This is a genomic window from Pseudomonas sp. S5D5, from assembly GCF_003013355.1.
Classification (GTDB): Bacteria; Pseudomonadota; Gammaproteobacteria; order Pseudomonadales; family Pseudomonadaceae; genus Aquipseudomonas; species Aquipseudomonas aylmerensis.
This window is the reverse complement of record NZ_PTEO01000001.1, coordinates 5,648,393-5,669,034: the sequence shown is the minus strand read 5'-3', so window position 1 is coordinate 5,669,034 and position 20,642 is coordinate 5,648,393. Positions and strand designations below refer to the sequence as shown.

At 63.6% G+C, this 20,642-nt stretch carries 17 protein-coding genes; 9 read left to right on the top strand and 8 right to left on the bottom strand.

Annotated elements, in window-relative coordinates; genetic code table 11:
- Nucleotides 1-84: 84 nt before the first annotated feature.
- The 6 genes from cmoB to C9990_RS25835 all read right to left on the bottom strand — a co-directional run bounded on the left by cmoB (nt 85) and on the right by C9990_RS25835 (nt 6,667).
- The gene (cmoB, locus tag C9990_RS25860) at nt 85-1,041 is read right to left on the bottom strand and encodes a tRNA 5-methoxyuridine(34)/uridine 5-oxyacetic acid(34) synthase CmoB (protein WP_065906922.1); all 957 of its coding nucleotides are present in this window, start codon (nt 1,039-1,041) and stop codon (nt 85-87) included.
- Entirely contained in the window at nt 1,038-1,781 is a 744-nt protein-coding gene (gene cmoA, locus C9990_RS25855) for a carboxy-S-adenosyl-L-methionine synthase CmoA (RefSeq protein WP_065906921.1), read from the bottom strand. The genes cmoB and cmoA overlap by 4 nt, the downstream gene beginning before the upstream one ends.
- A gap of 36 nt (nt 1,782-1,817) precedes the next feature.
- Nucleotides 1,818-2,474 (bottom strand): lysoplasmalogenase, encoded by a 657-nt coding sequence (locus tag C9990_RS25850; RefSeq protein WP_106805064.1) that lies wholly within the window; start codon nt 2,472-2,474, stop codon nt 1,818-1,820.
- A gap of 1 nt (nt 2,475) precedes the next feature.
- A complete protein-coding gene (locus tag C9990_RS25845; protein WP_106805063.1) occupies nt 2,476-2,865 on the bottom strand; it encodes a protease inhibitor I42 family protein in 390 nt (129 codons plus the stop codon).
- 253 nt (nt 2,866-3,118) lie between these two features.
- Nucleotides 3,119-5,542 (bottom strand): endopeptidase La, encoded by a 2,424-nt coding sequence (lon, locus tag C9990_RS25840; protein ID WP_065906917.1) that lies wholly within the window; start codon nt 5,540-5,542, stop codon nt 3,119-3,121.
- Between the two features lie 135 nt (nt 5,543-5,677).
- On the bottom strand, nt 5,678-6,667 hold the full coding sequence (locus C9990_RS25835) for a GntR family transcriptional regulator (RefSeq protein WP_065906913.1): 990 nt from the start codon (nt 6,665-6,667) through the stop codon (nt 5,678-5,680).
- 336 nt (nt 6,668-7,003) lie between these two features.
- Here C9990_RS25835 and C9990_RS25830 point away from each other — a divergent pair, with 336 nt between their 5' ends.
- The 9 genes from C9990_RS25830 to C9990_RS25790 all read left to right on the top strand — a co-directional run bounded on the left by C9990_RS25830 (nt 7,004) and on the right by C9990_RS25790 (nt 17,328).
- Nucleotides 7,004-8,335 (top strand): amidase, encoded by a 1,332-nt coding sequence (locus C9990_RS25830; protein ID WP_106805062.1) that lies wholly within the window; start codon nt 7,004-7,006, stop codon nt 8,333-8,335.
- Nucleotides 8,336-8,346: 11 nt separating this feature from the next.
- On the top strand, nt 8,347-9,225 hold the full coding sequence (locus C9990_RS25825; protein WP_065906905.1) for a polysaccharide deacetylase: 879 nt from the start codon (nt 8,347-8,349) through the stop codon (nt 9,223-9,225).
- A 61-nt stretch (nt 9,226-9,286) separates the two neighbouring features.
- Complete coding sequence (locus tag C9990_RS25820) at nt 9,287-10,627, top strand: MFS transporter (RefSeq protein WP_065906903.1); 1,341 nt, start codon at nt 9,287-9,289, stop codon at nt 10,625-10,627.
- 10 nt (nt 10,628-10,637) lie between these two features.
- A complete protein-coding gene (locus C9990_RS25815; protein ID WP_106805061.1) occupies nt 10,638-11,399 on the top strand; it encodes an SDR family NAD(P)-dependent oxidoreductase in 762 nt (253 codons plus the stop codon).
- A gap of 156 nt (nt 11,400-11,555) precedes the next feature.
- A complete protein-coding gene (locus C9990_RS25810; RefSeq protein WP_106805060.1) occupies nt 11,556-12,305 on the top strand; it encodes an SDR family NAD(P)-dependent oxidoreductase in 750 nt (249 codons plus the stop codon).
- A 13-nt stretch (nt 12,306-12,318) separates the two neighbouring features.
- Nucleotides 12,319-12,621, top strand: coding sequence for a hypothetical protein (locus tag C9990_RS25805; protein ID WP_106805059.1), 303 nt, complete (start codon nt 12,319-12,321; stop codon nt 12,619-12,621).
- A 12-nt stretch (nt 12,622-12,633) separates the two neighbouring features.
- Nucleotides 12,634-13,608 carry a GTP-binding protein gene (locus C9990_RS25800; RefSeq protein ID WP_106805058.1) on the top strand — a complete coding sequence of 325 codons (975 nt, stop codon included), beginning with the start codon at nt 12,634-12,636 and terminating at the stop codon, nt 13,606-13,608.
- Complete coding sequence (locus C9990_RS25795) at nt 13,605-14,777, top strand: PotD/PotF family extracellular solute-binding protein (protein ID WP_106805057.1); 1,173 nt, start codon at nt 13,605-13,607, stop codon at nt 14,775-14,777. Before C9990_RS25800 ends, C9990_RS25795 begins: the two co-directional genes overlap by 4 nt.
- 208 nt (nt 14,778-14,985) lie before the next feature.
- Complete coding sequence (locus C9990_RS25790; RefSeq protein ID WP_106805056.1) at nt 14,986-17,328, top strand: bifunctional diguanylate cyclase/phosphodiesterase; 2,343 nt, start codon at nt 14,986-14,988, stop codon at nt 17,326-17,328.
- Here C9990_RS25790 and C9990_RS25785 read toward each other — a convergent pair.
- Together C9990_RS25785 and C9990_RS25780 are read right to left on the bottom strand one after the other, a co-directional pair.
- Nucleotides 17,325-17,969: a hypothetical protein gene (locus C9990_RS25785; RefSeq protein WP_106805055.1), complete on the bottom strand. Its 645-nt coding sequence runs from the start codon at nt 17,967-17,969 to the stop codon at nt 17,325-17,327. The two genes, C9990_RS25790 and C9990_RS25785, sit on opposite strands and share 4 nt — an antisense overlap.
- Before the next feature lie 166 nt (nt 17,970-18,135).
- The gene (locus C9990_RS25780; RefSeq protein ID WP_065906886.1) at nt 18,136-20,553 is read right to left on the bottom strand and encodes a glucose/quinate/shikimate family membrane-bound PQQ-dependent dehydrogenase; all 2,418 of its coding nucleotides are present in this window, start codon (nt 20,551-20,553) and stop codon (nt 18,136-18,138) included.
- Nucleotides 20,554-20,642: the final 89 nt, after the last annotated feature.

The following is a 20,642-nucleotide window of genomic DNA, read 5'->3' as shown; positions in this document are numbered from 1 at the left end:
CCACCCTCTGCATAGCTGAACCAGTGCTTTCGCGAGCAAGCCCGCTCCCACCTTTTGATCTGCATTTATCCAGGGCGATGGGGTTTATTTCTTGGCGATGATGACGGCGCGCATCGGCGCCGGCAGCCCTTCGATCGTCTTGCTGTGATCCTGCGGATCGAGGAAGTCGCTCAGCGACTGATACTTCATCCACTCCGTCCCGCGTTGTTCCTCGACCGTCGTCACGCTCACGTCCACACAACGCACCTCACTGAAGCCGGCGCGGCGCAGCCACAGCATCAGCGCCGGCACCGACGGCAGGAACCATACGTTGCGCATCTGCGCGTAGCGGTCCTCCGGCACCAGCACTTGCTGCTGGTCGCCTTCGACCACCAAGGTTTCCAGCACCAGTTCGCCGCCCTTGACCAGGGTGTCCTTCAGCGCCAGCAAATGCTCGATCGGCGAGCGACGGTGGTAGAACACACCCATGGAAAACACGGTGTCGAAGCCTTCCAGATTGGGCGGCAGGTCTTCGAACGGGAATGGCAGGTGCCAGGCATTCGGCGCAGACAAATAGCGCTGCACGGCCTGGAACTGACAGAAGAACAGCCAGTTGGGGTCCACGCCAATCACGCTGTCGGCGCCGGCGCCGAGCATGCGCCACATGTAGTAGCCGTTGCCGCAGCCGACGTCGAGGATGCGCTTGCCCTTGAGGTCCAGGTGCGGCGCCACGCGCGACCATTTCCAGTCCGAACGCCACTCGGTGTCCACATGCACGCCGAACAGGTGGAACGGCCCCTTGCGCCACGGGCTCAGGCCCATCAGCGCGGTGTGCATTTGCGCGCGAGTGGCGTCGTCGCAGTCGGTGTCCAGGGTCAGGCCGTTGAGCAAATCCACTTCGCTGGGCTGGATGGCAGGCAACGCATCCAACGCACTCTGCCAGCGCTCGAGGTCGCCATGACCTTTTTCCATCTTGCTATCGAGTTGCGCTTGCAGGCCCTGGGCCCACACGGCCAGGGGAGTGCCGACCAGATGGCGGGCGAGGGGAGACAGATCAATCATGGCAAGGCTATCAACGAGGCAAAGTTAAGACACTGGAACCACGGCACGACTTTCGAGAACCCGGCCGCCAGCAGGCGTTCGCGGTGTTCTTCGAGGCTGTCGGGCTTCATGACGTTTTCGATGGCGCTGCGCTTCTGGGCGATTTCCAGTTCGCTGTAGCCGTTGGCGCGTTTGAACGCGATATGCAGGTCGGTGAGCAGCGCATGTTCTTCAAGGTCGTTGAAGCGCAGCTTTTCCGACAGGATCAATGCACCGCCCGGCAACAGCGACTGGCGGATGCGGCCGAGCAGCGCCAGGCGCTCCTCGGGGGCGATAAATTGCAGGGTGAAGTTCAGCGCCACCACCGAGGCCGGTGCAAATTGCAGCGCGAGGATATCGCCCTCCACCACTTCGACCGGCAACAGCTCCTGGAACATCGAGTCCTGGCCATTCAGGTATTCGCGGCAGCGCTCGACCATGGCCGCCGAGTTATCCACAGCGATCACCCGACAACCGTCGGTGCGCACATGGCGGCGCAACGCTTGGGTGACCGCGCCAAGGGATGACCCCAGGTCATACAGCACGCTGTTGGGCTGGGCGAACTGCGCCGCGAGCACGCCGAGGTTCTCGACGATGGTCGGGTAACCCGGCACCGAGCGCTTGATCATGTCCGGGAACACCCGCACCACGTCCTCGTTAAAGGCGAAGTCCGGCACCTGGGGCAGGGGCTGGGCGAATAGGCGATCGGGTTCTTTGCTCACGGCTGTTCCGGCGACGATGGGGGAAAGGCCGGCATTTTAGCCAACTTGGCCCTCGGATGCGCGGGTTGTCTGATGGAAAGCCGAGGCCGTGATACCCCACTGGCCAAGCCAGTAAGTGACGATCAACAGATACGGCGCTGCCTCGAACGACAGTACAAACCGATTGATGCCGATCAGCGTGTCGGAAAACACAAACGACACGGCACCGGCCGCCGCCAGCAGCGCCGAGCGTTTCGGCACGCCGCTGCCCAGCCGTGCCAACGCGCGCCAGAGCATGGCGCTGATCACCATTGCGTACACCACCACCGGAATCATCAGGTCACCCAGGCCGTGGGAAATCAGGATGCTCAGCAGGATCGCGCCCACGCCCAGCGCCAATACCAATGGCAGCAGCGCCAAGCGGCGGCAATCGCTGAAGTAGGCTTTCAGATACGCCAGGTGCGCGAACAGGAACGCGCCGAGGCCGAAGATGAACAAGTCGCCCGGCCACGCCAGCAGCACATCGCCGACCAGCGAGAAAATCAGCCCCAGGCTGATCCAGCGTCGATAGTCGGTGGGCGGCGCGTCATGCAGCCAGCCCAGCAGCGCGAGTACCGGCAGCGGTTTGACCAACAGGCACAACAAGGTGGCGTGGGTGGTCAGGCCGTAGATAAAGGTGCCGGCGCCCATCAACGCAAGAATCAGCCATGGCATATCAGTTCACCGTAATGGCGCAGTCGAAGGTTTCGGCGGGTTCGGCTTCCGGCTCCCAGGGTTGCTGGGAGGTCAGGCGCAAACGTCCCTGGCCGGCCGCAAAGGCCTGGAAGCGCCAGGTGGACTGGCCGCCGCCACCAATAACGCCGGATTCCGAGCTGCTGTAGACCTCGGGGCTCAGCGCGCGCAATACGCCGCCGGCCGAATCCTGAATGGCCCAGCGGTAACCGGTGGTGGGATTGCTGGGCAGGGTCAGGATCAGATTCTGCCCGGACTTGAGCTGGAGCGGGCAGGCGCCCTGATCTTCCACGGTGACGTTTTGCTTGGGGGCACTGGCGCAGGCGGCCAGCAGGGCAAGGCTCAGGGGAAGCAGCAGGCGGGCAGCGGTCATGGAGGCTCCGTTGATTAGCGACGAAGGGCGAGCATAACCGAAGATGAGACAAGGTGTGACAAGAGGACCGCAGAGTGCGCTTGGTGGAGAGCAGGCTTGCCCTGCGTTGGGCTGCGGAGCAGACCCAGAACTGACGACCCCATTCTTTCGGAAAGAATGGGGTCTATTTAAGAGGGGTTGCTACGCAGCCCAACGCAGGGCAAGCCTGCTCACCACAGGGGGGGGCACTCGGGGCACTCGGGCTAGTGAGCGATCAGAAGAGCACCTTCGCCACGTCGGCAAAGCGCTTGGCAAAGTGCACGGTCATGCCTTCCTTCAGGTAGTCCGGCAACTCCTCGAAGCTGCCACGGTTTGGCTCCGGCAGGATCAGCTCGTGAATCTTCTGGCGTCGCGCCGCAATCACCTTCTCGCGCACCCCGCCAATCGGCAGGACATGCCCGGTCAGCGTCAATTCACCGGTCATGGCCACGCCTTTTTTCGGCGGCTGGTTGCGCGCCAGCGACAGCAGCGCGCTGGCCATGGTCACCCCGGCGCTCGGACCGTCTTTGGGCGTGGCGCCTTCCGGCACGTGCAGGTGCACGAAGGCCTCGTCGAAGAACTTCGGATCACCGCCAAACGACTTCAGGTTGGAGCTGATGTAGCTGTAGGCGATTTCGGCAGACTCCTTCATCACCTCACCCAACTGCCCGGTGAGCTTGAAACCACGGTTGAGCGTGTGGATGCGCGTCGCCTCGATCGGCAGCGTGGCGCCGCCCATGCTGGTCCAGGCCAGGCCGGTGATTACCCCGGTGCCGGACAGCACTTGCTCGTTGCGGAACACGGGAATGCCCAGGGAGCTTTCCAGGTCCTTGTTGCCGATCTTGATCACCGAGTCGGGCTCATCCAGCAGCTTGACCACGGCTTTGCGCACCAGTTTGCCCAGCTGTTTCTCCAGCTGGCGCACACCGGCTTCGCGCGCGTAGCCGTCGATCAACGCGCGCAGGGCGCCGTCGCTGATGCTCAGGCTGTTTTTCGACACGCCGGCTTTCTCCAGCTGCTTGGGCCACAGGTGACGCTTGGCGATGGCGACTTTTTCTTCAGTGATATAGCCGGACAGGCGAATCACTTCCATCCGGTCCAGCAGCGGGCCGGGGATGGAATCCAGGGTGTTGGCGGTGCACACGAACAGCACCTTGGACAGGTCCAGGCGCAGGTCCAGGTAGTGGTCGAGGAATTCGACGTTCTGCTCAGGGTCGAGGGTTTCCAGCAATGCCGACGCCGGGTCGCCCTGGAAGCTCTGGCCCATCTTGTCGATCTCGTCGAGCATGATCACCGGGTTCATCACTTCCACATCTTTGAGCGCCTGCACCAGCTTGCCCGGCAGGGCGCCAATGTAGGTGCGGCGATGGCCCTTGATCTCGGCCTCGTCGCGCATGCCGCCGACACTGAAACGGTAGAACGGCCGGCCCAGTGACTCGGCGATGGATTTGCCGACGCTGGTCTTGCCCACGCCCGGCGGGCCCACCAGCAGCACGATGGAACCGGCGACTTCGCCTTTATAAGCGCCCACCGCGAGGAACTCGAGGATGCGGCTCTTGATGTCGTCCAGCCCCGCATGGTGTTTATCCAGCACCTTGCGCGCGTGCTTGAGGTCGAGCTTGTCCTCGCCATACACCCCCCACGGCACCGAAGTGGCCCAGTCGAGGTAGTTGCGGGTGACCGCGTACTCCGGCGAGCCGGTTTCCAGGATCGACAGTTTGTTGAGTTCTTCATCAATGCGTTTTTTCGCCTGGGCCGGCAACACTTTGCCCTCCAGGCGTTGCTCGAACTGCTCGACGTCCGCGCTGCGGTCGTCCTTGGTCAAGCCCAGCTCCTGCTGGATGACCTTGAGCTGTTCCTTGAGGAAGAACTCGCGCTGGTGCTCGCCGATCTTGCGGTTCACTTCGGCGGAGAGTTCTTTTTGCAGGCGCGCGACTTCGACTTCCTTGCGCAGCATCGGCAGGACTTTTTCCATGCGCTTGAGCATGGGTACGCAGTCCAGCACTTCCTGCAGCTCGTTGCCGGTGGCCGAGGTGAGCGCGGCAGCGAAGTCGGTCAGCGGCGACGGGTCGTTGGGGCTGAAGCGGTTGAGGTAGTTCTTCAGCTCTTCGCTGTACAGCGGGTTGAGCGGCAGCAGTTCCTTGATCGCATTGATCAGCGCCATGCCGTAGGCCTTGACCTCGTCGGTCGGCTCGCTGGGCTGGTGCGGGTATTCGACTTCCACCAGGTACGGTGGGCGGTGGTGCTTGAGCCAGGTGCGAATCCGCACGCGGGTCAGGCCCTGGGCGACGAATTGCAGTTTGCCGTTCTCGCGGCTGGCGTGGTGCACCTTCACCAGGGTGCCGTACAGCGGCAGGCTGGAGGTGTCGAAATGCCGGGGATCTTCGGGCGGCGTGTCCATGAAAAACAGGGCAAGCGAGTGGTGATCGGATTTGCTCACCAGCTCCAGGGTTTCCGCCCACGGTTCTTCATTGACGATCACCGGCAGCACTTGCGCCGGGAAGAACGGCCGATTGTGGATCGGAATGATGTAGACCTTGTCCGGCAGGTTTTGCCCAGGCAGGGCAAGGCCGGTATTGGATGAAGCTGCGTGTTCAGCGTTTTCGGGATCGGCGTAATCGTTGAGGTCGATGTCCGGGAATTCTTGCTGGTCGCTCATGGGGCACCTGCATAAGGAAGTATGCAGGTTAGATGGGGCAGGGCAGTGGTGGTTTCAATGGCGGGCGTGAGATAGCAACATATTGCATGATATTTTCGAAACCCGTAGGCGCCAGCAAGCCGGCTCCTGCAGGGCTCAGCTGATTTTGTGGAGATAGGCGGGCAGTGGTTGTTCCGGCAGCACCGACAGCACTTTCAACCGCTGCAACATGCGCTGCCGGGCCCGTTGCAGGTGCTCGCGCAGATTCAACGCGGCCGCATCGACGGCGCCGTGCAGCAACAACTCCAGAATCAGGCGATGTTCGGCAAGCATGGCTGGATCGGCGCCGATCCCCAGCAAACGGTAGAAAATCCGGCTGATGATCATCGGGCTCTGGCCCTGGCGTATCAACGCGGCGATCTTGCGATTCTGCAGGCCGGCCAGGCAGCGCTGGTGCAAATCCTCTTCGATCTGTTCGATGGCTTCCAGGCTGCAATGGGGGCTGTCCTGGGCGTCCAGCACGCGTTGCAACATGGCTTCGAGCAGCTCGCGGTCCAGGTTCGGTGCGCTCTGGCGCAGGGCTTCGGGCTCCAGGCAGGCACGCAGTTCGTAGTCTTCGGTGACTTCCCGCGCGGTCAGCGGCCCCGCCAGCCACTGCGAGTACGGCTCTTTTTCCACCAGGCCTCGATCGCGCAGGCGCATCAATGCTTCGCGCACCACCGCGCGGCTGACGCCGTAGTGGTCGGCGGCGGCCTGCTCGTCCAGGCGGTAGTGGCCGAAGGCGATGCAGGTGGACAGCGCCGCGCCGATCTCCTCGACGATCCGCTCGCCCAGCGGTCGGGTATCCACCAGCTCATCTTCGCCATTCAGGCCCAGGTGCGCATGGCTCAGCGGCAAGCGCAGCGGCTCCATGGCCAGGCCTTCGGGATTGATCAGGTAGCCGCGGCCGTTGAAGCGGCAAATCAGCCCTTCGGCGTGCAGCAGGTCCAGGGCCTTGCGCACCGGCACGCGGCTGGTGCCGAACAGCTCGGCCAGCGGTGCCTCCAGCAGGACCAGCCCGTGGCGCGCGGTGCCGTTGACGATCGCATCACGCAACAGCTGATGAATCATCGCGTAACGGGAGGCCGAGGCGGACACTGCTTTCATTGCTTTCTCAAGAGGATGTAGGACGGTGGCCGGGGATTCTCTCATAGATGCGCCTGTCACTCTGCGCCACATCGGTGGCACTTTTTTGGGGCCTGGACAGCGGGAATGTTACTTTTCTGCACCAAAATGTACTTATTCATAAAAGATACATTATTTCTTTTAAACCCTGCGCTGGATGTCTTGCACGCTTTTTTTTTCAGACCCAGGAGCATCTATCCCGTGGATCCTGACGCGAACATCTGATCTGCGGGTTGCGCGCGTTCACAGACTGGCACGAAACCTGCCTTTGTAAAATGTACATTTTATTAATATGTACGTTTTGTGAGGGTCATCTTGATGTCAGACGCCACTTCGATGGCCGAGGATTTCGCCAGCGGTCGCAACGACCCGGTGCAAGCCCTCGAGCAGGCACTCGACAAGGCCAGCCAGGCCCCGGCGGTATTTATCAGCCTGACCACCGAGCGCGCCCGCCGTGAAGCCGAAGCCGCCGCCGCGCGCTGGCGGGCCGGCCAGCCATTGAGTGGGTTGGATGGCGTGCCCGTGGCCTGGAAGGACCTCTATGACGTGGCCGGCAGCGTCACCACTGCCGGTGCCGCCTACCGACGCAATGCGCCTGCCGCCTTGCTCGATGCGCCCAGTGTAGGGCTGCTGTGCCGCGCGGGGATGGTCAGCGTCGGCAAGACCAACCTCAGCGAGCTGGCCTATTCCGGGCTCGGCCTCAATCCGCACTTCGGCACCCCGCACAACCCGCACGGCACTGACCAGCCACGTATCCCGGGTGGCTCATCGTCTGGTTCGGCGGTGGCCGTCGCCGCCGACATTGTGCCCATCGCGATGGGCACCGACACCGCCGGTTCGATCCGCATCCCCTCGGCATTCAATGGCCTGGTGGGCTACCGCAGCAGCAGCCGACGCTACAGCCGCGACGGCGTGTTTCCCCTGGCTCACACCCTCGACAGCCTTGGTCCGCTGACCCGCAGCGTGCGCGATGCGCTGGCCATCGACGACCTGCTCCACGGCCGCCGGCAAACCCATGTCGCGCGAAGCCTCAAGGGCCAGCACTTTGTGCTGGAGCAAGGCGCCCTGGAAGGCATTGAACCCGCCGTGCACAACAACCTGCTGCGCGCGGTGGACCAACTCAAGGCCGCCGGTGCGCGGGTCGAGTTGCGCCCCTCGCCAACGTTCCAGGCCACGCTGGAGCTGATCAAGCACCAAGGCTGGCTCGGCGCCTTCGAAGCCTTCGCCCTGCACCAGGCGTTGCTCGACAGCGCCGACGCCGAGCAACTCGACCCCCGCGTACGCCGCCGCCTCGAAGCCGCGCGCGCGTTGCCGGCCAGCCAACTGATCGCCCTCACCGAGGCCCGCCGCCGCCTGCAACAGCAACTGATCGACGACCTCGACGGCGCCGTGCTGATCACCCCCACCGTTGCGCATGTCGCCCCGGCCCTGGCACCGCTGGAAGCCGACGACGCGCTGTTTGTCAGCACCAACCTCGCCACCCTGCGCCTGACCATGCCCGGCAGTTTGCTCGACATGCCCGGCGTGAGCCTGCCCAGCGGCCGCGACGCCCTGGGTTTACCCACCGGCCTGCTGCTCAGCGCCCCCAGCGGCGAAGACGCACGCCTGCTGCGGGCCGCTTTGTCGGTCGAAACCGCCCTGACTTTTTAAGGAGACACACCATGGCTAAAGACATCCTCTGTGCATTTGGCGTCGACGTCGACGCCGTCGCCGGCTGGCTCGGTTCCTACGGCGGCGAAGACTCGCCCGATGACATCTCCCGCGGCCTGTTCGCCGGGGAAGTCGGCGCGCCGCGCCTGCTCAAACTGTTCGAACGCTACGGCCTGCGCACCACCTGGTTTATCCCCGGCCACTCGATGGAAACCTTCCCCGAGCAGATGAAGGCCGTGGCCGACGCCGGCCACGAAATCGGCGTGCACGGCTACAGCCACGAAAACCCGATCGCGATGACCGCCGAGCAGGAAGAAATCGTCCTCGACAAGTCCATCGAGCTGATCACCCAGGTCACCGGCAAGCGTCCCACCGGCTACGTCGCGCCGTGGTGGGAATTCAGCAAGGTGACCAACGAGCTGTTGCTGAAAAAAGGCATCAAGTACGACCACAGCCTGATGCACAACGACTTCCATCCCTACTACGTGCGCAAGGGCGACACCTGGACCAAGATCGACTACAGCCAGCACCCCGATACCTGGATGAAACCCCTGGTGCGCGGCGAAGAAACCGACCTGGTGGAGATCCCGGCCAACTGGTACCTCGATGACCTGCCGCCGATGATGTTCATCAAGAAAGCCCCGAACAGCCACGGCTTCGTCAACCCGCGTCACCTCGAGGAAATGTGGCGCGACCAGTTCGACTGGGTCTACCGCGAGCACGAACACGCGGTGTTCACCATGACCATCCACCCCGACGTGTCCGGCCGCCCGCAAGTGCTGTTGATGCTGGAGCGCCTGATCGAGCACATCCAGAGCCATGCCGGCGTGCGCTTCGTCACCTTCGACGAAATCGCCGACGACTTCATTCGCCGCCAACCCCGTACCTGAACCCCACCCTGCAGGAGCCGGCTTGCCGGCGCCTGCCGGTCAAATCCTTGAGGCGCGCCCCATGTCCATCTACAACAAGCTTGACCTGACTGGCTGGAAACCCCGGCAACTGACGTCCCAGGAAGTGCGCTTCGCCACCTGGATCGCGTTTTTCGCCTGGGTGTTTGCGGTGTATGACTTCATCCTGTTCGGCACGTTGCTGCCGGAGATCGGCCGGCACTTTGGCTGGGGTGAAGTGGAGCAAGCTGAAATCGCGACCTGGGTGGCGGTGGGCACGGCGGTGGTCGCGTTTGCCATTGGCCCGGTCGTGGATAAGTTGGGTCGGCGCAAAGGCATCATCTTCACCGTGGCCGGTTCGGCACTCTGCTCGGCACTCACCGCGATTGGTGGGGCATGGGGCAAGTCGCCGCTGATTCTGATCCGGTCGCTGGGCGGCCTGGGCTATGCCGAGGAAACCGTCAACGCGACCTACTTGAGCGAGCTGTATGGCGCTTCCGAAGACCCGCGCCTGACCAAGCGCCGCGGCTTCATCTACAGCCTGGTGCAGGGCGGCTGGCCGGTCGGTGCGTTGATCGCCGCCGGGTTGACCGCGCTGTTGCTGCCGGTCATTGGCTGGCAGGGCTGCTTCATCTTCGCCGCGATCCCGGCGATCGTGATCGCGATCATGGCGCGTAAGCTCAAGGAGAGCCCGCAGTTCCAGATCCACCAACGCATCAGCGAGCTGCGTAAAAGCGGCGCGGTGAAGGACGCGCAGAACGTCGCCGCGACCTACGGCGTGGATTACGACGAACACAGCAAGGCCGGCCTCAAGGCGGCCTTCCGTGGCCCGGCACGCCGCGCCACGCTGGTGATCGGCGCCGCGCTGCTGCTCAACTGGGCGGCGATCCAGGTGTTCAGCGTGCTGGGGACTTCGGTGATCGTCAGCGTGCACCACATCTCGTTCGAGAACTCGCTGATCATCCTCGTACTGTCGAACCTGGTGGGTTACTGCGGTTACCTCAGCCACGGTTGGATGGGCGACAAGATCGGCCGCCGCAACGTGATCGGCCTGGGCTGGATGCTCGGCGGGCTGTCGTTCGCCGGCATGCTGTTTGGCCCGAGCAACATGGCGATGGTCGTCGGGCTGTACAGCCTGGGCCTGTTCTTCCTGATCGGGCCGTACTCGGCAGCGCTGTTCTTCATCAGCGAAAGTTTCCCCACCAGCATCCGCGCCACCGGTGGCGCGATCATTCATGCCATGGGCCCGATCGGCGCGGTGGTCGCAGGTTTTGGCGCGACCCAGGTGTTGTCCGCCGGCAGCGACTGGCAGACCGCCGCGCTGTGGTTCGGTGCACTGCCGTGCTTTTTGTCCGGCGCCCTGATGTTTGCCGCACGCCACGTGCGTCCGGAAACCGTTCAGTAAGGAGTGTTTGATGAGCCGTAAAGTTGCCTTGATTACCGGTGCCGCCAGCGGCATCGGCCAAGCCCTCTCCGTGGCCTATGCGCGCAACGGCGTGGCGGTGGTCGGCGGGTATTATCCCGCCGATCCCCATGACCCGCACACCACTGTGGCCCTGGTGGAAGCGGCCGGCGGCGAGTGCCTGATGCTGCCACTGGACGTGGGCGCCAGCGCCTCGGTGGACGCCCTGGCCGAGCAGGCCGTGCAACATTTTGGCCGCCTCGATTACGCAGTGGCCAACGCGGGTCTGCTGCGCCGCGCGCCGTTGCTGGAGATGACCGATACGCTGTGGGACGAAATGCTCAATGTCGACCTGACGGGGGTGATGCGCACCTTCCGCGCGGCGACCCGGCATATGCACGAGGGCGGCGCGCTGGTGGCGATTTCGTCGATTGCCGGCGGCGTGTATGGCTGGCAGGAGCACAGTCACTACGCGGCGGCCAAGGCCGGTGTGCCGGGTCTGTGCCGGTCGCTGGCGGTGGAGTTGGCGCCCAAGGGCATTCGCTGCAACGCGGTGATTCCCGGGTTGATCGAGACGCCGCAGTCGCTGGATGCGAAAAATTCGCTGGGGCCGGAAGGCTTGGCGAAAGCGGCGCGCGCAATCCCCCTGGGCCGGGTAGGGCGGGCGGATGAAGTGGCATCGCTGGTGCAGTTCCTGACCAGTGAGGCATCGAGTTATTTGACCGGGCAGAGCATCGTCATCGACGGTGGCCTGACCGTGCGCTGGCCGGACTGATGCGGATTCAAGCCTGATGCACATCAAATGCGGGAGCGGGCTTGCTCAAGAATGCGGCGCAACAGTTCTGCATGCATCGACTGACACACCACTTTCGCGAGCAAGCCACTGCCACATTTAACCGCGTTCGCATCTCGATTATTCAAGGAGTTCACCATGCCCCAACTCACTCACCGCCGCGCCGTCATCACCGGCGCCGGCAGCGGCATCGGGGCCGCCATCGCGCGCGCCTATGCCGTCGAAGGCGCACGCCTGCTGCTGTCCGACCGCAACGCTGCCAGCCTGGCTGAAACCGCGATCACCTGCCGCAACCTTGGCGCCGAAGTGGTCGAGTGCCTGGCCGATGTCGGCACGGTCGAAGGCGCCCAGGCCAGTGTCGACCGCTGCGTCGAGCATTTCGGCGGCATCGATATCCTGGTCAACAATGCCGGCATGCTCACCCAGGCGCGCTGCGTCGACCTCTCCCTCGAAATGTGGAATGACATGCTGCGTGTCGACCTCACCAGCGTGTTCATCGCCAGCCAGCGCGCCCTGCCGCACATGCTCGCGCAGCGCTGGGGGCGGATCATCAACGTCGCCTCGCAACTGGGTATCAAGGGCGGCGCGGAGCTGACCCACTACGCCGCCGCCAAGGCCGGGGTGATCGGCTTTACCAAGTCCCTCGCGCTGGAAGTGGCCAAGGACAATGTGCTGGTCAACGCCATCGCGCCGGGCCCTATCGAAACGCCGCTGGTGGGCGGCATCAGTGCCGACTGGAAACGCGCCAAGGCCGCCGAACTGCCCCTGGGCCGCTTCGGCCTGGCGGATGAAGTCGCGCCCACCGCCGTGCTGCTGGCCAGCGAGCCGGGTGGCAACCTGTTTGTCGGCCAGACCCTGGGCCCCAATTCCGGCGATGTCATGCCATGAGCGGGGTGTAGGCATGTGCGGACTCTGCGGACTGCTCGGCGAAGACCTGCACTGGAGCGACCCCCTGGGCGACGAACTGCCCAGGCGCCGCGAACGCCTGCGCCGTATCGCCGCCATCAATCAGGTGCTGGCGGTGTTCCGGCTCAAGGTCGAAGACTTCCAGGGCGCGTCGTACCTGCTGCTGGGCGCCACCGGCAAACAGGCGTTGGCGAGCGGCCTGGATCAACTCTGGCAGGCCGCTGAAACCATGCTCGGCCGCCCGCTGGACCCGCTCGATCCGCACTTGCTCGATCACCTGGACCTGCAGGCGTCATGAGGTAAGAAGAAAATGAGCATGGCTCTAAATGTGATCACCGGCTTCCTCGGCAGTGGCAAGACCACCTTGCTCAAGCGCCTGCTGCAGCACGAAAGCCTCGGCGATACCGCGTTGCTGATCAATGAATTCGGCGACGTCGGCATCGACCATTTGCTGGTGGAAGAAGTGGCGCCCAATACCGTGTTGCTGCCCAGCGGCTGTATTTGCTGCTCGATCCGCGGCGAACTGAAAGACGCGCTGCTTGGCCTGTTGCAACGCCGCGAGCGTGGTGAGATTCCTGCGTTCAAGCGGGTGATCCTGGAAACCACCGGCCTGGCCGATCCGGCGCCGATCCTCGCGACCTTGAACAACGACGTGCAATTGCGCGGGCGTTTTCATATCGGCCTGGTGATCACCCTGGTCGACGCCAGTCACGCCGCGCTGCAGGAACGCCTGCACCCGGAATGGCTGGCCCAGGTCGCGGCGGCGGATCGACTGTTGCTGAGCAAGACCGACCTGGTGCCTGATTGCGCGGCGCTGCGTGCGCACCTGCAGGGGCTGAATGCCGGTACGCCGATCCTCGATACACAGGACATTCTCAGCGGCGATCAACTGCTGCTCGGCGAAGGCCTGCGCAGCGCCGAGCCCGCCGTGGAAGTCAGCCGCTGGCAACTGCATCAAGCCACCAACGTCACCCACGGCGCCGCGCAGGTGTGCAGCCTGACCTTCGACCAACCGCTGGACTGGGTGGGTTTCGGGGTGTGGTTGTCGATGCTGTTAAGATGCCACGGCGAACGAATCCTCCGCGTCAAAGGGCTGCTCAACGTGAACGCCAGTAACGCCCCCATCGTCATTCATGGCGTGCAGCATTGCCTGCACGCCCCGGTGCACTTGCCCGCATGGCCGGGCAGCGACCGCCAGTCGCGCCTGGTGTTTATCCTGCGCGGGCTCGACCCCGCGCTGCTGCGGCGCTCCTTCGACGTGTTCTCGCGACGGTTCGCCGCATGATCACATTGCGCGTTCTCGGCACCTCGGTGACCCTGCTCGAATGCCTGCGCGTGCGCGCCGAACAGGAGCTGGGCATCCGCCTGGTGTATCAGGTGCACGACGTCGAACAGGCCCAGCGTATCGCGGTGATGCAACCTGACAGCTACGACCTCTACGACCAGTGGTTTCACAACGTCGACTTCGTGTGGCCGGCCCGCGCGATCCAGCCCATCGACACGCGACGCCTGGCGCTATGGCACGAGATCAACGACTTGCCCAAGCGCGGGCGCCTGTCGCCGAACGACCGCCTGGGCAGCGGCAGCGTGCCCAGCGAACGTCTGTTCGTGCAGCACGATGGCAGCCTCGGCAGCACCGTCACCGAGCGCATCAGCATGTTGCCGCTGACCCACAACGCCGACAGTTTTGCCTACCGCCCCGAACGCTTGCCCGAGGGTTTTTGCCACGGCAATGAAAGCTGGGGCTGGTTGCTCGATCCGGCGTGGCGCGCACGCACGGCGCTGCAGAGTGACGCCGCCATCGGCGCGCTGGACGCCGCGCTGGCGGTGCAGGGCGCGGGGCTGGCCAACTTCAAGGACATCGGCAACATGAGCATCGAAGAGATCGATGTGCTGGCCGACATTCTGGTGCGCAAACAGAAGGAAGGGCACTTTGCGGCGTTCTGGTCCGATGACGAGGAGGCGGCGCAATTGATGCTCAGCCCGAGCATCGATATCCAGAGCCTGTGGTCACCGACCTTGATGCGCCTGCACCGCGCCGGGGTGAAATACCGCCTGGCGGTGCCGCGCGAAGGCTATCGTGCCTGGTTCGGCGGCTTGTCGTTGTCGCGCCATGCCCAAGGGCCGGTGCTGGATGCGGCGTATGCCTATCTCAATTGGTGGCTGTCCGGCTGGCCCGGTGCGGTGATGGCGCGCCAGGGTTACTACATCGGCAACCCGGCGCGCACACGTGATCACCTGAGCAGCGCCGAATGGGATTACTGGTATGCCGGCAAGCCTGCGCGGGAGGAGTTGCTGGGCAGCGACGGCTTGCCGCTGATTGATATCGGCGAGGTGCGCGATGGCGGCTCCTACGAGCAACGCATGGGGCATATCGCGGTGTGGAACTCGGTCATGGATGAGCACAACTACCTGGTGCGGCGGTGGGGAGACTTTATGCGGGCGCGCGGCTGAGCGCCGGTCAAGCGCGTGTCGCCAATAAAATGACTGTGAAATCCCCGTATTTATTGAGTGCGCTTATGCTTTTCCCCAGCTAATCTGCTCAAACCAAATATTCATGCAAAATGGATATTTTTTTGACGCCAGTCAGCAGTTGCCAGGAAAGCATATGACAAAGGGACCGAGTGGCAGAGAACGGCGAAGGCAGCCAGAGGGCACTGCAATGAGCTGGCGCCACACCTTTCAAACCCGCATTGCGGGGGTGTTGGCGCTGTTGCTGCTGGTGGTCGTCGCAGCCACTTATTTCGCGGTCAAGACCGCGACGTCCCGCGCCGTGGAAAACCAGGCGCAAGTCCAACTCAAGACCGGCAGCCAGGTGTTCGAACGCCTGCTGGACCTGCGCGGCCGTCGCCTGCAATACGGCCTTGACTGGCTGACCGTCGACGGCCCGTTCAAACAAGCCGTGGCCGAGGGCCAGACCGTGCCGATCCTCGCCGCCCTGCGGCGTCATGGCACCGGTATTCGTTCCAGCGAAGTGTTTGTGCTGGGCCTGGATGGCAAGGTCATGGTCAGCACCTTGCCCGTCCTGTCGCGCGGCCAGGTGTTCCCCTATAACAACGCCCTGCGCCTTGCGCGGCGCAGCGGCCTGCAGATGTTGATCGTGGCCATGGACGGCCGGCCGTACCTGCTGGTGCAGGAGGAAGTACTCGACCCGTTGCCCATCGCACGGGTGGTGATGGGTTTTCCCATGGACAGGCTGTTCGCCAATGAGCTGCGGTCCATGAGCAACCTGGAGGTGTCGTTCCTCAGTGTGCAGGAGGGCAGGCCGGGCCCGCTGTTCAGCACCCAGCCCGATGCGTACCAGGCCTCCACTTTCAGCTTGCTGCGCGAAGCGCCTATCGACCCCGAGCCGCAAATCCACCTGTTCTACGGCCAGCGCGTGCTCAGCCAGGTGCTGCCGCTGGCCAATACCGGTGACGGCAATGAAGTGCGGGTCCTGCTGCAAAGCCCGCTGGACCATGCGCTGGAATCCTTCGCGCCGCTGGACCGGCAGTTCCTCGGGATTGCCCTGGCGGTGCTGCTGGTGTCGTTGGCTGGCGCGCTGTTCCTCGCGCGTCGCGTGTCGCGCCCGTTGAATGCGCTGGTCGAGGCGGCGGGGCGGATCGGTGCCGGCGATTACCGCACGCCGGTGCGGGTGCGCGGCCATGACGAGTTCGGCCTGCTGGCGCGCGCCTTCAACGCCATGCAAAGCGGGATCGCCGTGCGCGAACGGCAACTGGCGCATAACGCCCTGCATGATCCGCTCACCGGCCTGCCCAATCGGGCCTTGGCCATGGAGCGCCTAGGCAGCGCGATCAGCGCGCGGCGGCCGGTGGTGTTGTTGTACCTGGGCATCGAGAACTATCGGGTGATCAACGAAGGCTTCGGTCCCGAGGGCGTCGAGGAGATGCTCCGCGAAGCCAGCCGCTGCCTGTCCATGAGCCTGTTGGCCAGCGACACGGCAGCACGCATCACCGGCAGCGAGTTCCTGCTGTTGCTGGAGAATACCGAGATCGACCGCGCCGTGGCCCGCGCCGACCGCCTCTACGCGTTGCTCACCGAACCCCAGCGCATCGGCAATGACGAACTGCGCCACGAAGTCAGCATCGGTATCGCTGCCTACCCTGCCGACGGCCAGCAGGTCGAAGAGCTGATCAGCCGCGCCGCCATCGCTCGCCATGATGCGGCGGCGCTGCCGGGCTACCTGCAGATCTACCAGCAGGACCGCGATCTCGCCCACCAGCGCCAGATCACCTTGATCCGCGACCTGCGCCGGGCCGCCGTCGAAGGCGAGTTGTACCTGTGCTACCAGCCCAAACTCGACCTCAAGCACGGCTATGTGCGCCAGGCCGAAGCCCTGCTGCGCTGGCAGCATCCGAGCCTGGGGCTGGTCTCGCCCGCCGAATTCATCCCCCTGGCCGAGCGCACCGGCAGCATGGGCGGCCTCACGCAATGGGTGATCGAAGAAGCCATCCGCCAGATCGGCGAGTGGGCGCAGCGTGGGCTGCATATTCAATTGTCGGTGAATATCTCGGTGGATGATCTGGCCGATGATGACTTGGCGATCCGCGTCACCACCTTGCTGATGCACTACGGCGTGTCGGCCCAGCAGCTGCTTTTCGAGATCACCGAAAGCGCGATCATGCACAACCCGCAGCAGGCTCTGAGCGTGCTGGAGCAATTGCGTGGTTGCGGTATCAGCCTCTCGGTGGATGACTTCGGCACCGGCTATTCCTCGCTGGCCCAGCTGCAACGGCTACCGGTGCAGGAGTTGAAGATCGACCAGTCCTTCGTGCGCAACCTCGACAGCACCAGCGGCGACGGCGTGATCGTCCGTTCCACCATCGAGATGAGCCACAACCTGGGGCTCAAGGTGGTGGCCGAAGGGGTCGAGTTCGAGCCCAGTCTCAAGCTGCTCAAACTGTGGAATTGCGACACGGCCCAGGGCTACCTGATCAGCCGTCCCCTCAACGCCATGGCCTTCGAGATGTGGATGCGCCGCGAGCGCACTCCGGTTGGAGGCTAGATCAACTCAGCCCGCCTCAGTTCTCGGACATTCATGCGCCTGAGGGGGTTATGGTTGCCTTGCAACTTGGCCATGTCCGTAATCGCACTGCGATAGTCAGCTTTCAGTCCTTCTGGAATGGTCTTGAAACCACCTTTGGCGTAATCGTGAACGATGTCACTCATCACCCTGGGGTCAATGTCGCTGATACGGTCTGGCTTGAACACTTGCCCGAAGTCCACCGGCACGACTTCCTCATCGGGTGTTTTCTTGAAGTTCTGCGCCTTGGGGTCACCGATCATGAAGCCCAGTTTGAACAAGTTATCGACGGCATCTTTAACCTCCTGGTCCGTGGGTAGTCCGCCCTCTATGTACGGCATATTCAGGTGGCCTCTCTCCATGTAGGCCTCGCCTGGCTTACCGGTTGCGTGGAGATAGGCATTCCACATGTTCATCTCGTGCTTGAGGGCTGTCGGGTCGGGTTTGAATAACGACTTGATTGCCCGATCCTGATGCTTTTCCACCTGGCCCCTGGAGCCGGTGCCAATGACCGACGGGTGATTGGCGGGTTGCGTGGGGTGCGCACTGGGGCTCTGACTGTGCAGTTGGGCTGCGGCTTGCGCGGAGTGCGTGGGGCGATTGAATAGAGCGAAAAAAGGCATTGGGTGCTACTCACCGAATTGTGTTCAGACTGAGTGGAGAGGAGTGAACAAAATCGGTGTAGGAAAATGCACTGGTTAGATGCAGATGTTTCTTGAAGTGGGAAATGTCTGCAAAAAAAAGCGGCTACCTATCCGGTAGCCGCCTTTTTTGTACCGCCGGTGTTGCTTAATCCGGCAGTTTGAACGCCATCACGTAGTCACCCTGCTTGGTGCCCAGCGAACCGTGACCGCCAGCCATGACCAGCACGTATTGCTTGCCGTCCTTGCCGGTGTAGGTCATCGGTGTGGTCTGCGCGCCTGCAGGCAGGCGGCCTTCCCACAGCTGCTTGCCGTTTTTCACGTCATAGGCACGCAGGTACTGGTCGAGGGTACCGCTGAGGAACGCTACGCCACCGGCGGTGGTGAAGGTGCCGCCCAGGCTTGGTACGCCCATGGTCAGGGGGATTGGAACCGGCGAGCTGTCACGCACGGTACCGTTTTTGTGCATCCAGATGGTTTGGTGGTTGGTGAGGTCGACCGCCGCCACATAACCCCATGCTGGTGCCTGGCACGGCAGGCCCAGGGGCGACAGCAGTGCTTCGAGGATCACGCCGTACGGCGCGCCTTTGTTCGGCTGCACGCCTTCGGTTTCACTCACGCGCGGACCTTGCTTGGCGATATCGGCCGCCGGGATCAGCTTGGACTTGAACGCCATGTAGCTTGGGTTCACAAAGGCGATCTGGCGTACCGGGTCGACGGAAATGCCACCCCAGTCGAACACGCCGAAGTTGCCTGGGTAAACGATCGAGCCTTGCAGCGAAGGCGGCGTGAACGGGCCGTCGTAGCGCATCGATTTGAAATCGATGCGGCACAGCAGCTGGTCGAACGGCGTCACGCCCCACATGTCACGCTCCTTGAGGGGCGGTGGCATGAAGTTCAGCTCGGACTTCGGTTGGGTCGGCGAGGTGTGGTCGCCAGCAACAGCGCCTTGCGGCACGGCGACTTCGTGGATCGGCACCACCGGCTGGCCGGTAGCACGGTCGAGCACGTAGATGCTGCCTTGCTTGGTCGACGCCATTACTGCCTGCTTCACGCCGGCTTCGGTCTTGATGTCGATCAGCGAAGGCTGGCCGCCCACGTCCATGTCCCACAGGTCGTGGTGGGTGAACTGGAAGGTCCACTTCACGTGGCCGCTGTCGATGTCCAGGGCGGTCAGGCCGGCGCTGTATTTTTCCGAGTCTTCGGTACGGTCGCCGCCGTATTGGTCGGGCATCTGGTTGCCCATCGGCAGGTAGAGCATGCCGAGTTTTTCATCCACGCTGAACATGGACCACATGTTCGGCGAGTTGCGGGTGTAGGTCTTGCCTTCGGCCAACGGGGTAGTGTCGTCCGGGTTGCCGCTGTCCCAGTTCCACACCAGCTTGCCGGTGTGCACGTCGAACGCGCGGATCACGCCGCTAGGCTCGTCGGTGGAGACGTTGTCGGTCACGTGACCGCCGATCACCACGAGGTTCTTGGTCACGGCCGGTGGCGAGGTGGAGTAGTAACCGCCGGGGGCGAAGCTGCCGATATTGGCACGCAGGTCGACCTGGCCTTTGTCGCCGAAGTCTTCGCACATCTTGCCGGTGTCGGCGTTCAGGGCGATCAGACGGGTGTCGGCGGTCGGTACGAAGATGCGTTTCGGGCAGGCATTCGGCGCGGCGGCCGGGCTGGCGCTGCCGGTAGGGCTCTGCTCGGAAGCGTAGACAGCGTCATCGTGATACGACACGCCACGGCAGGTCATGTGCGCCCAGCCCTTGAAGTTCTCGGCACCTTCGGTGCTGATCTTCGGGTCGAAACGCCAGATTTCCTTGCCGGTGTCCGGGTCCAGCGCGATCACCTGGCTGTGCGGCGTGCACACGTAGAGCATGCCGTTGACTTTCAGCGGGGTGTTTTCCGCGGTGGTTTCACCCGGATCGCCAGCACCAGGAATATCGCCGGTGCGGAAGGTCCACGCCGGGACCAGCTTGTGCGCGTTCTCCGGGGTGATCTGCGCCAGCGGCGAGTAGCGATCACCATGGGCCGAACGGCCGTAGGAGTTCCAGTCGCCATCGGCCTGGGCCGGCGCAGAACTGGCCATGCCAGGTACCGCGTCGCGGTCCAGTTGGCCGGTCTTGACCATCTCACCCGGGTTGGTGAATTGGCTGGCGAGGGCGGCAGCACCGGCCAGGACCACGGCCACGCTCAGCGCGCCGGTGCCCAGCGGGGCAGGCTGGCCACGCAGCAACGGACGGCGAAACCACGGGAGCAGCAGGACGATGCCCAGGGCAAACAGCAGTGCCAGGCGCGGCACCAACTGCCACCAGTCCAGGCCGACTTCCCACAAGGCCCATACGGTACTGGCGAACAACACCAGTGCGTACAAGCCCAGCGCGGCGCGGCGGGTAGCCAGCAGCAACACGCCGGTCAGGGCGATGCCGATACCGGCCAGCAGGTAGTACAGCGACCCGCCGAGCATGCTCAGCTTGACGCCGCCGGCCAGCAAGGCCAGCCCCATGATCAGCAGCAAGATCCCCAGCAGCCTGGGCAGCAGGCGGCTTGGGCTTGAAGCACCATCAGTGCTCATAGTGTGTTTCTCCGTTACGTTGGAATTATGTAACCCCGTGCTTCACTGTAGATGACGATTCGGCGCGGGCTTGGTTCAGCGTTAATTCG

What these genes read in the sequence shown, in the direction of transcription:
- C9990_RS25810 (WP_106805060.1), top strand. Translation starts at nt 11,556, where the DNA reads ATGCCCCAACTCACTCACCGCCGCGCCGTCATCACCGGCGCCGGCAGC.
- C9990_RS25845 (WP_106805063.1), bottom strand. Translation starts at nt 2,865, where the DNA reads ATGACCGCTGCCCGCCTGCTGCTTCCCCTGAGCCTTGCCCTGCTGGCC.
- C9990_RS25830 (WP_106805062.1), top strand. Translation starts at nt 7,004, where the DNA reads ATGTCAGACGCCACTTCGATGGCCGAGGATTTCGCCAGCGGTCGCAAC.
- C9990_RS25825 (WP_065906905.1), top strand. Translation starts at nt 8,347, where the DNA reads ATGGCTAAAGACATCCTCTGTGCATTTGGCGTCGACGTCGACGCCGTC.
- cmoB (WP_065906922.1), bottom strand. Translation starts at nt 1,041, where the DNA reads ATGATTGATCTGTCTCCCCTCGCCCGCCATCTGGTCGGCACTCCCCTG.
- C9990_RS25790 (WP_106805056.1), top strand. Translation starts at nt 14,986, where the DNA reads ATGAGCTGGCGCCACACCTTTCAAACCCGCATTGCGGGGGTGTTGGCG.
- lon (WP_065906917.1), bottom strand. Translation starts at nt 5,542, where the DNA reads ATGAGCGACCAGCAAGAATTCCCGGACATCGACCTCAACGATTACGCC.
- C9990_RS25780 (WP_065906886.1), bottom strand. Translation starts at nt 20,553, where the DNA reads ATGAGCACTGATGGTGCTTCAAGCCCAAGCCGCCTGCTGCCCAGGCTG.
- C9990_RS25820 (WP_065906903.1), top strand. Translation starts at nt 9,287, where the DNA reads ATGTCCATCTACAACAAGCTTGACCTGACTGGCTGGAAACCCCGGCAA.
- C9990_RS25805 (WP_106805059.1), top strand. Translation starts at nt 12,319, where the DNA reads ATGTGCGGACTCTGCGGACTGCTCGGCGAAGACCTGCACTGGAGCGAC.
- C9990_RS25850 (WP_106805064.1), bottom strand. Translation starts at nt 2,474, where the DNA reads ATGCCATGGCTGATTCTTGCGTTGATGGGCGCCGGCACCTTTATCTAC.
- C9990_RS25815 (WP_106805061.1), top strand. Translation starts at nt 10,638, where the DNA reads ATGAGCCGTAAAGTTGCCTTGATTACCGGTGCCGCCAGCGGCATCGGC.
- C9990_RS25785 (WP_106805055.1), bottom strand. Translation starts at nt 17,969, where the DNA reads ATGCCTTTTTTCGCTCTATTCAATCGCCCCACGCACTCCGCGCAAGCC.
- C9990_RS25795 (WP_106805057.1), top strand. Translation starts at nt 13,605, where the DNA reads ATGATCACATTGCGCGTTCTCGGCACCTCGGTGACCCTGCTCGAATGC.
- C9990_RS25835 (WP_065906913.1), bottom strand. Translation starts at nt 6,667, where the DNA reads ATGAAAGCAGTGTCCGCCTCGGCCTCCCGTTACGCGATGATTCATCAG.
- C9990_RS25800 (WP_106805058.1), top strand. Translation starts at nt 12,634, where the DNA reads ATGAGCATGGCTCTAAATGTGATCACCGGCTTCCTCGGCAGTGGCAAG.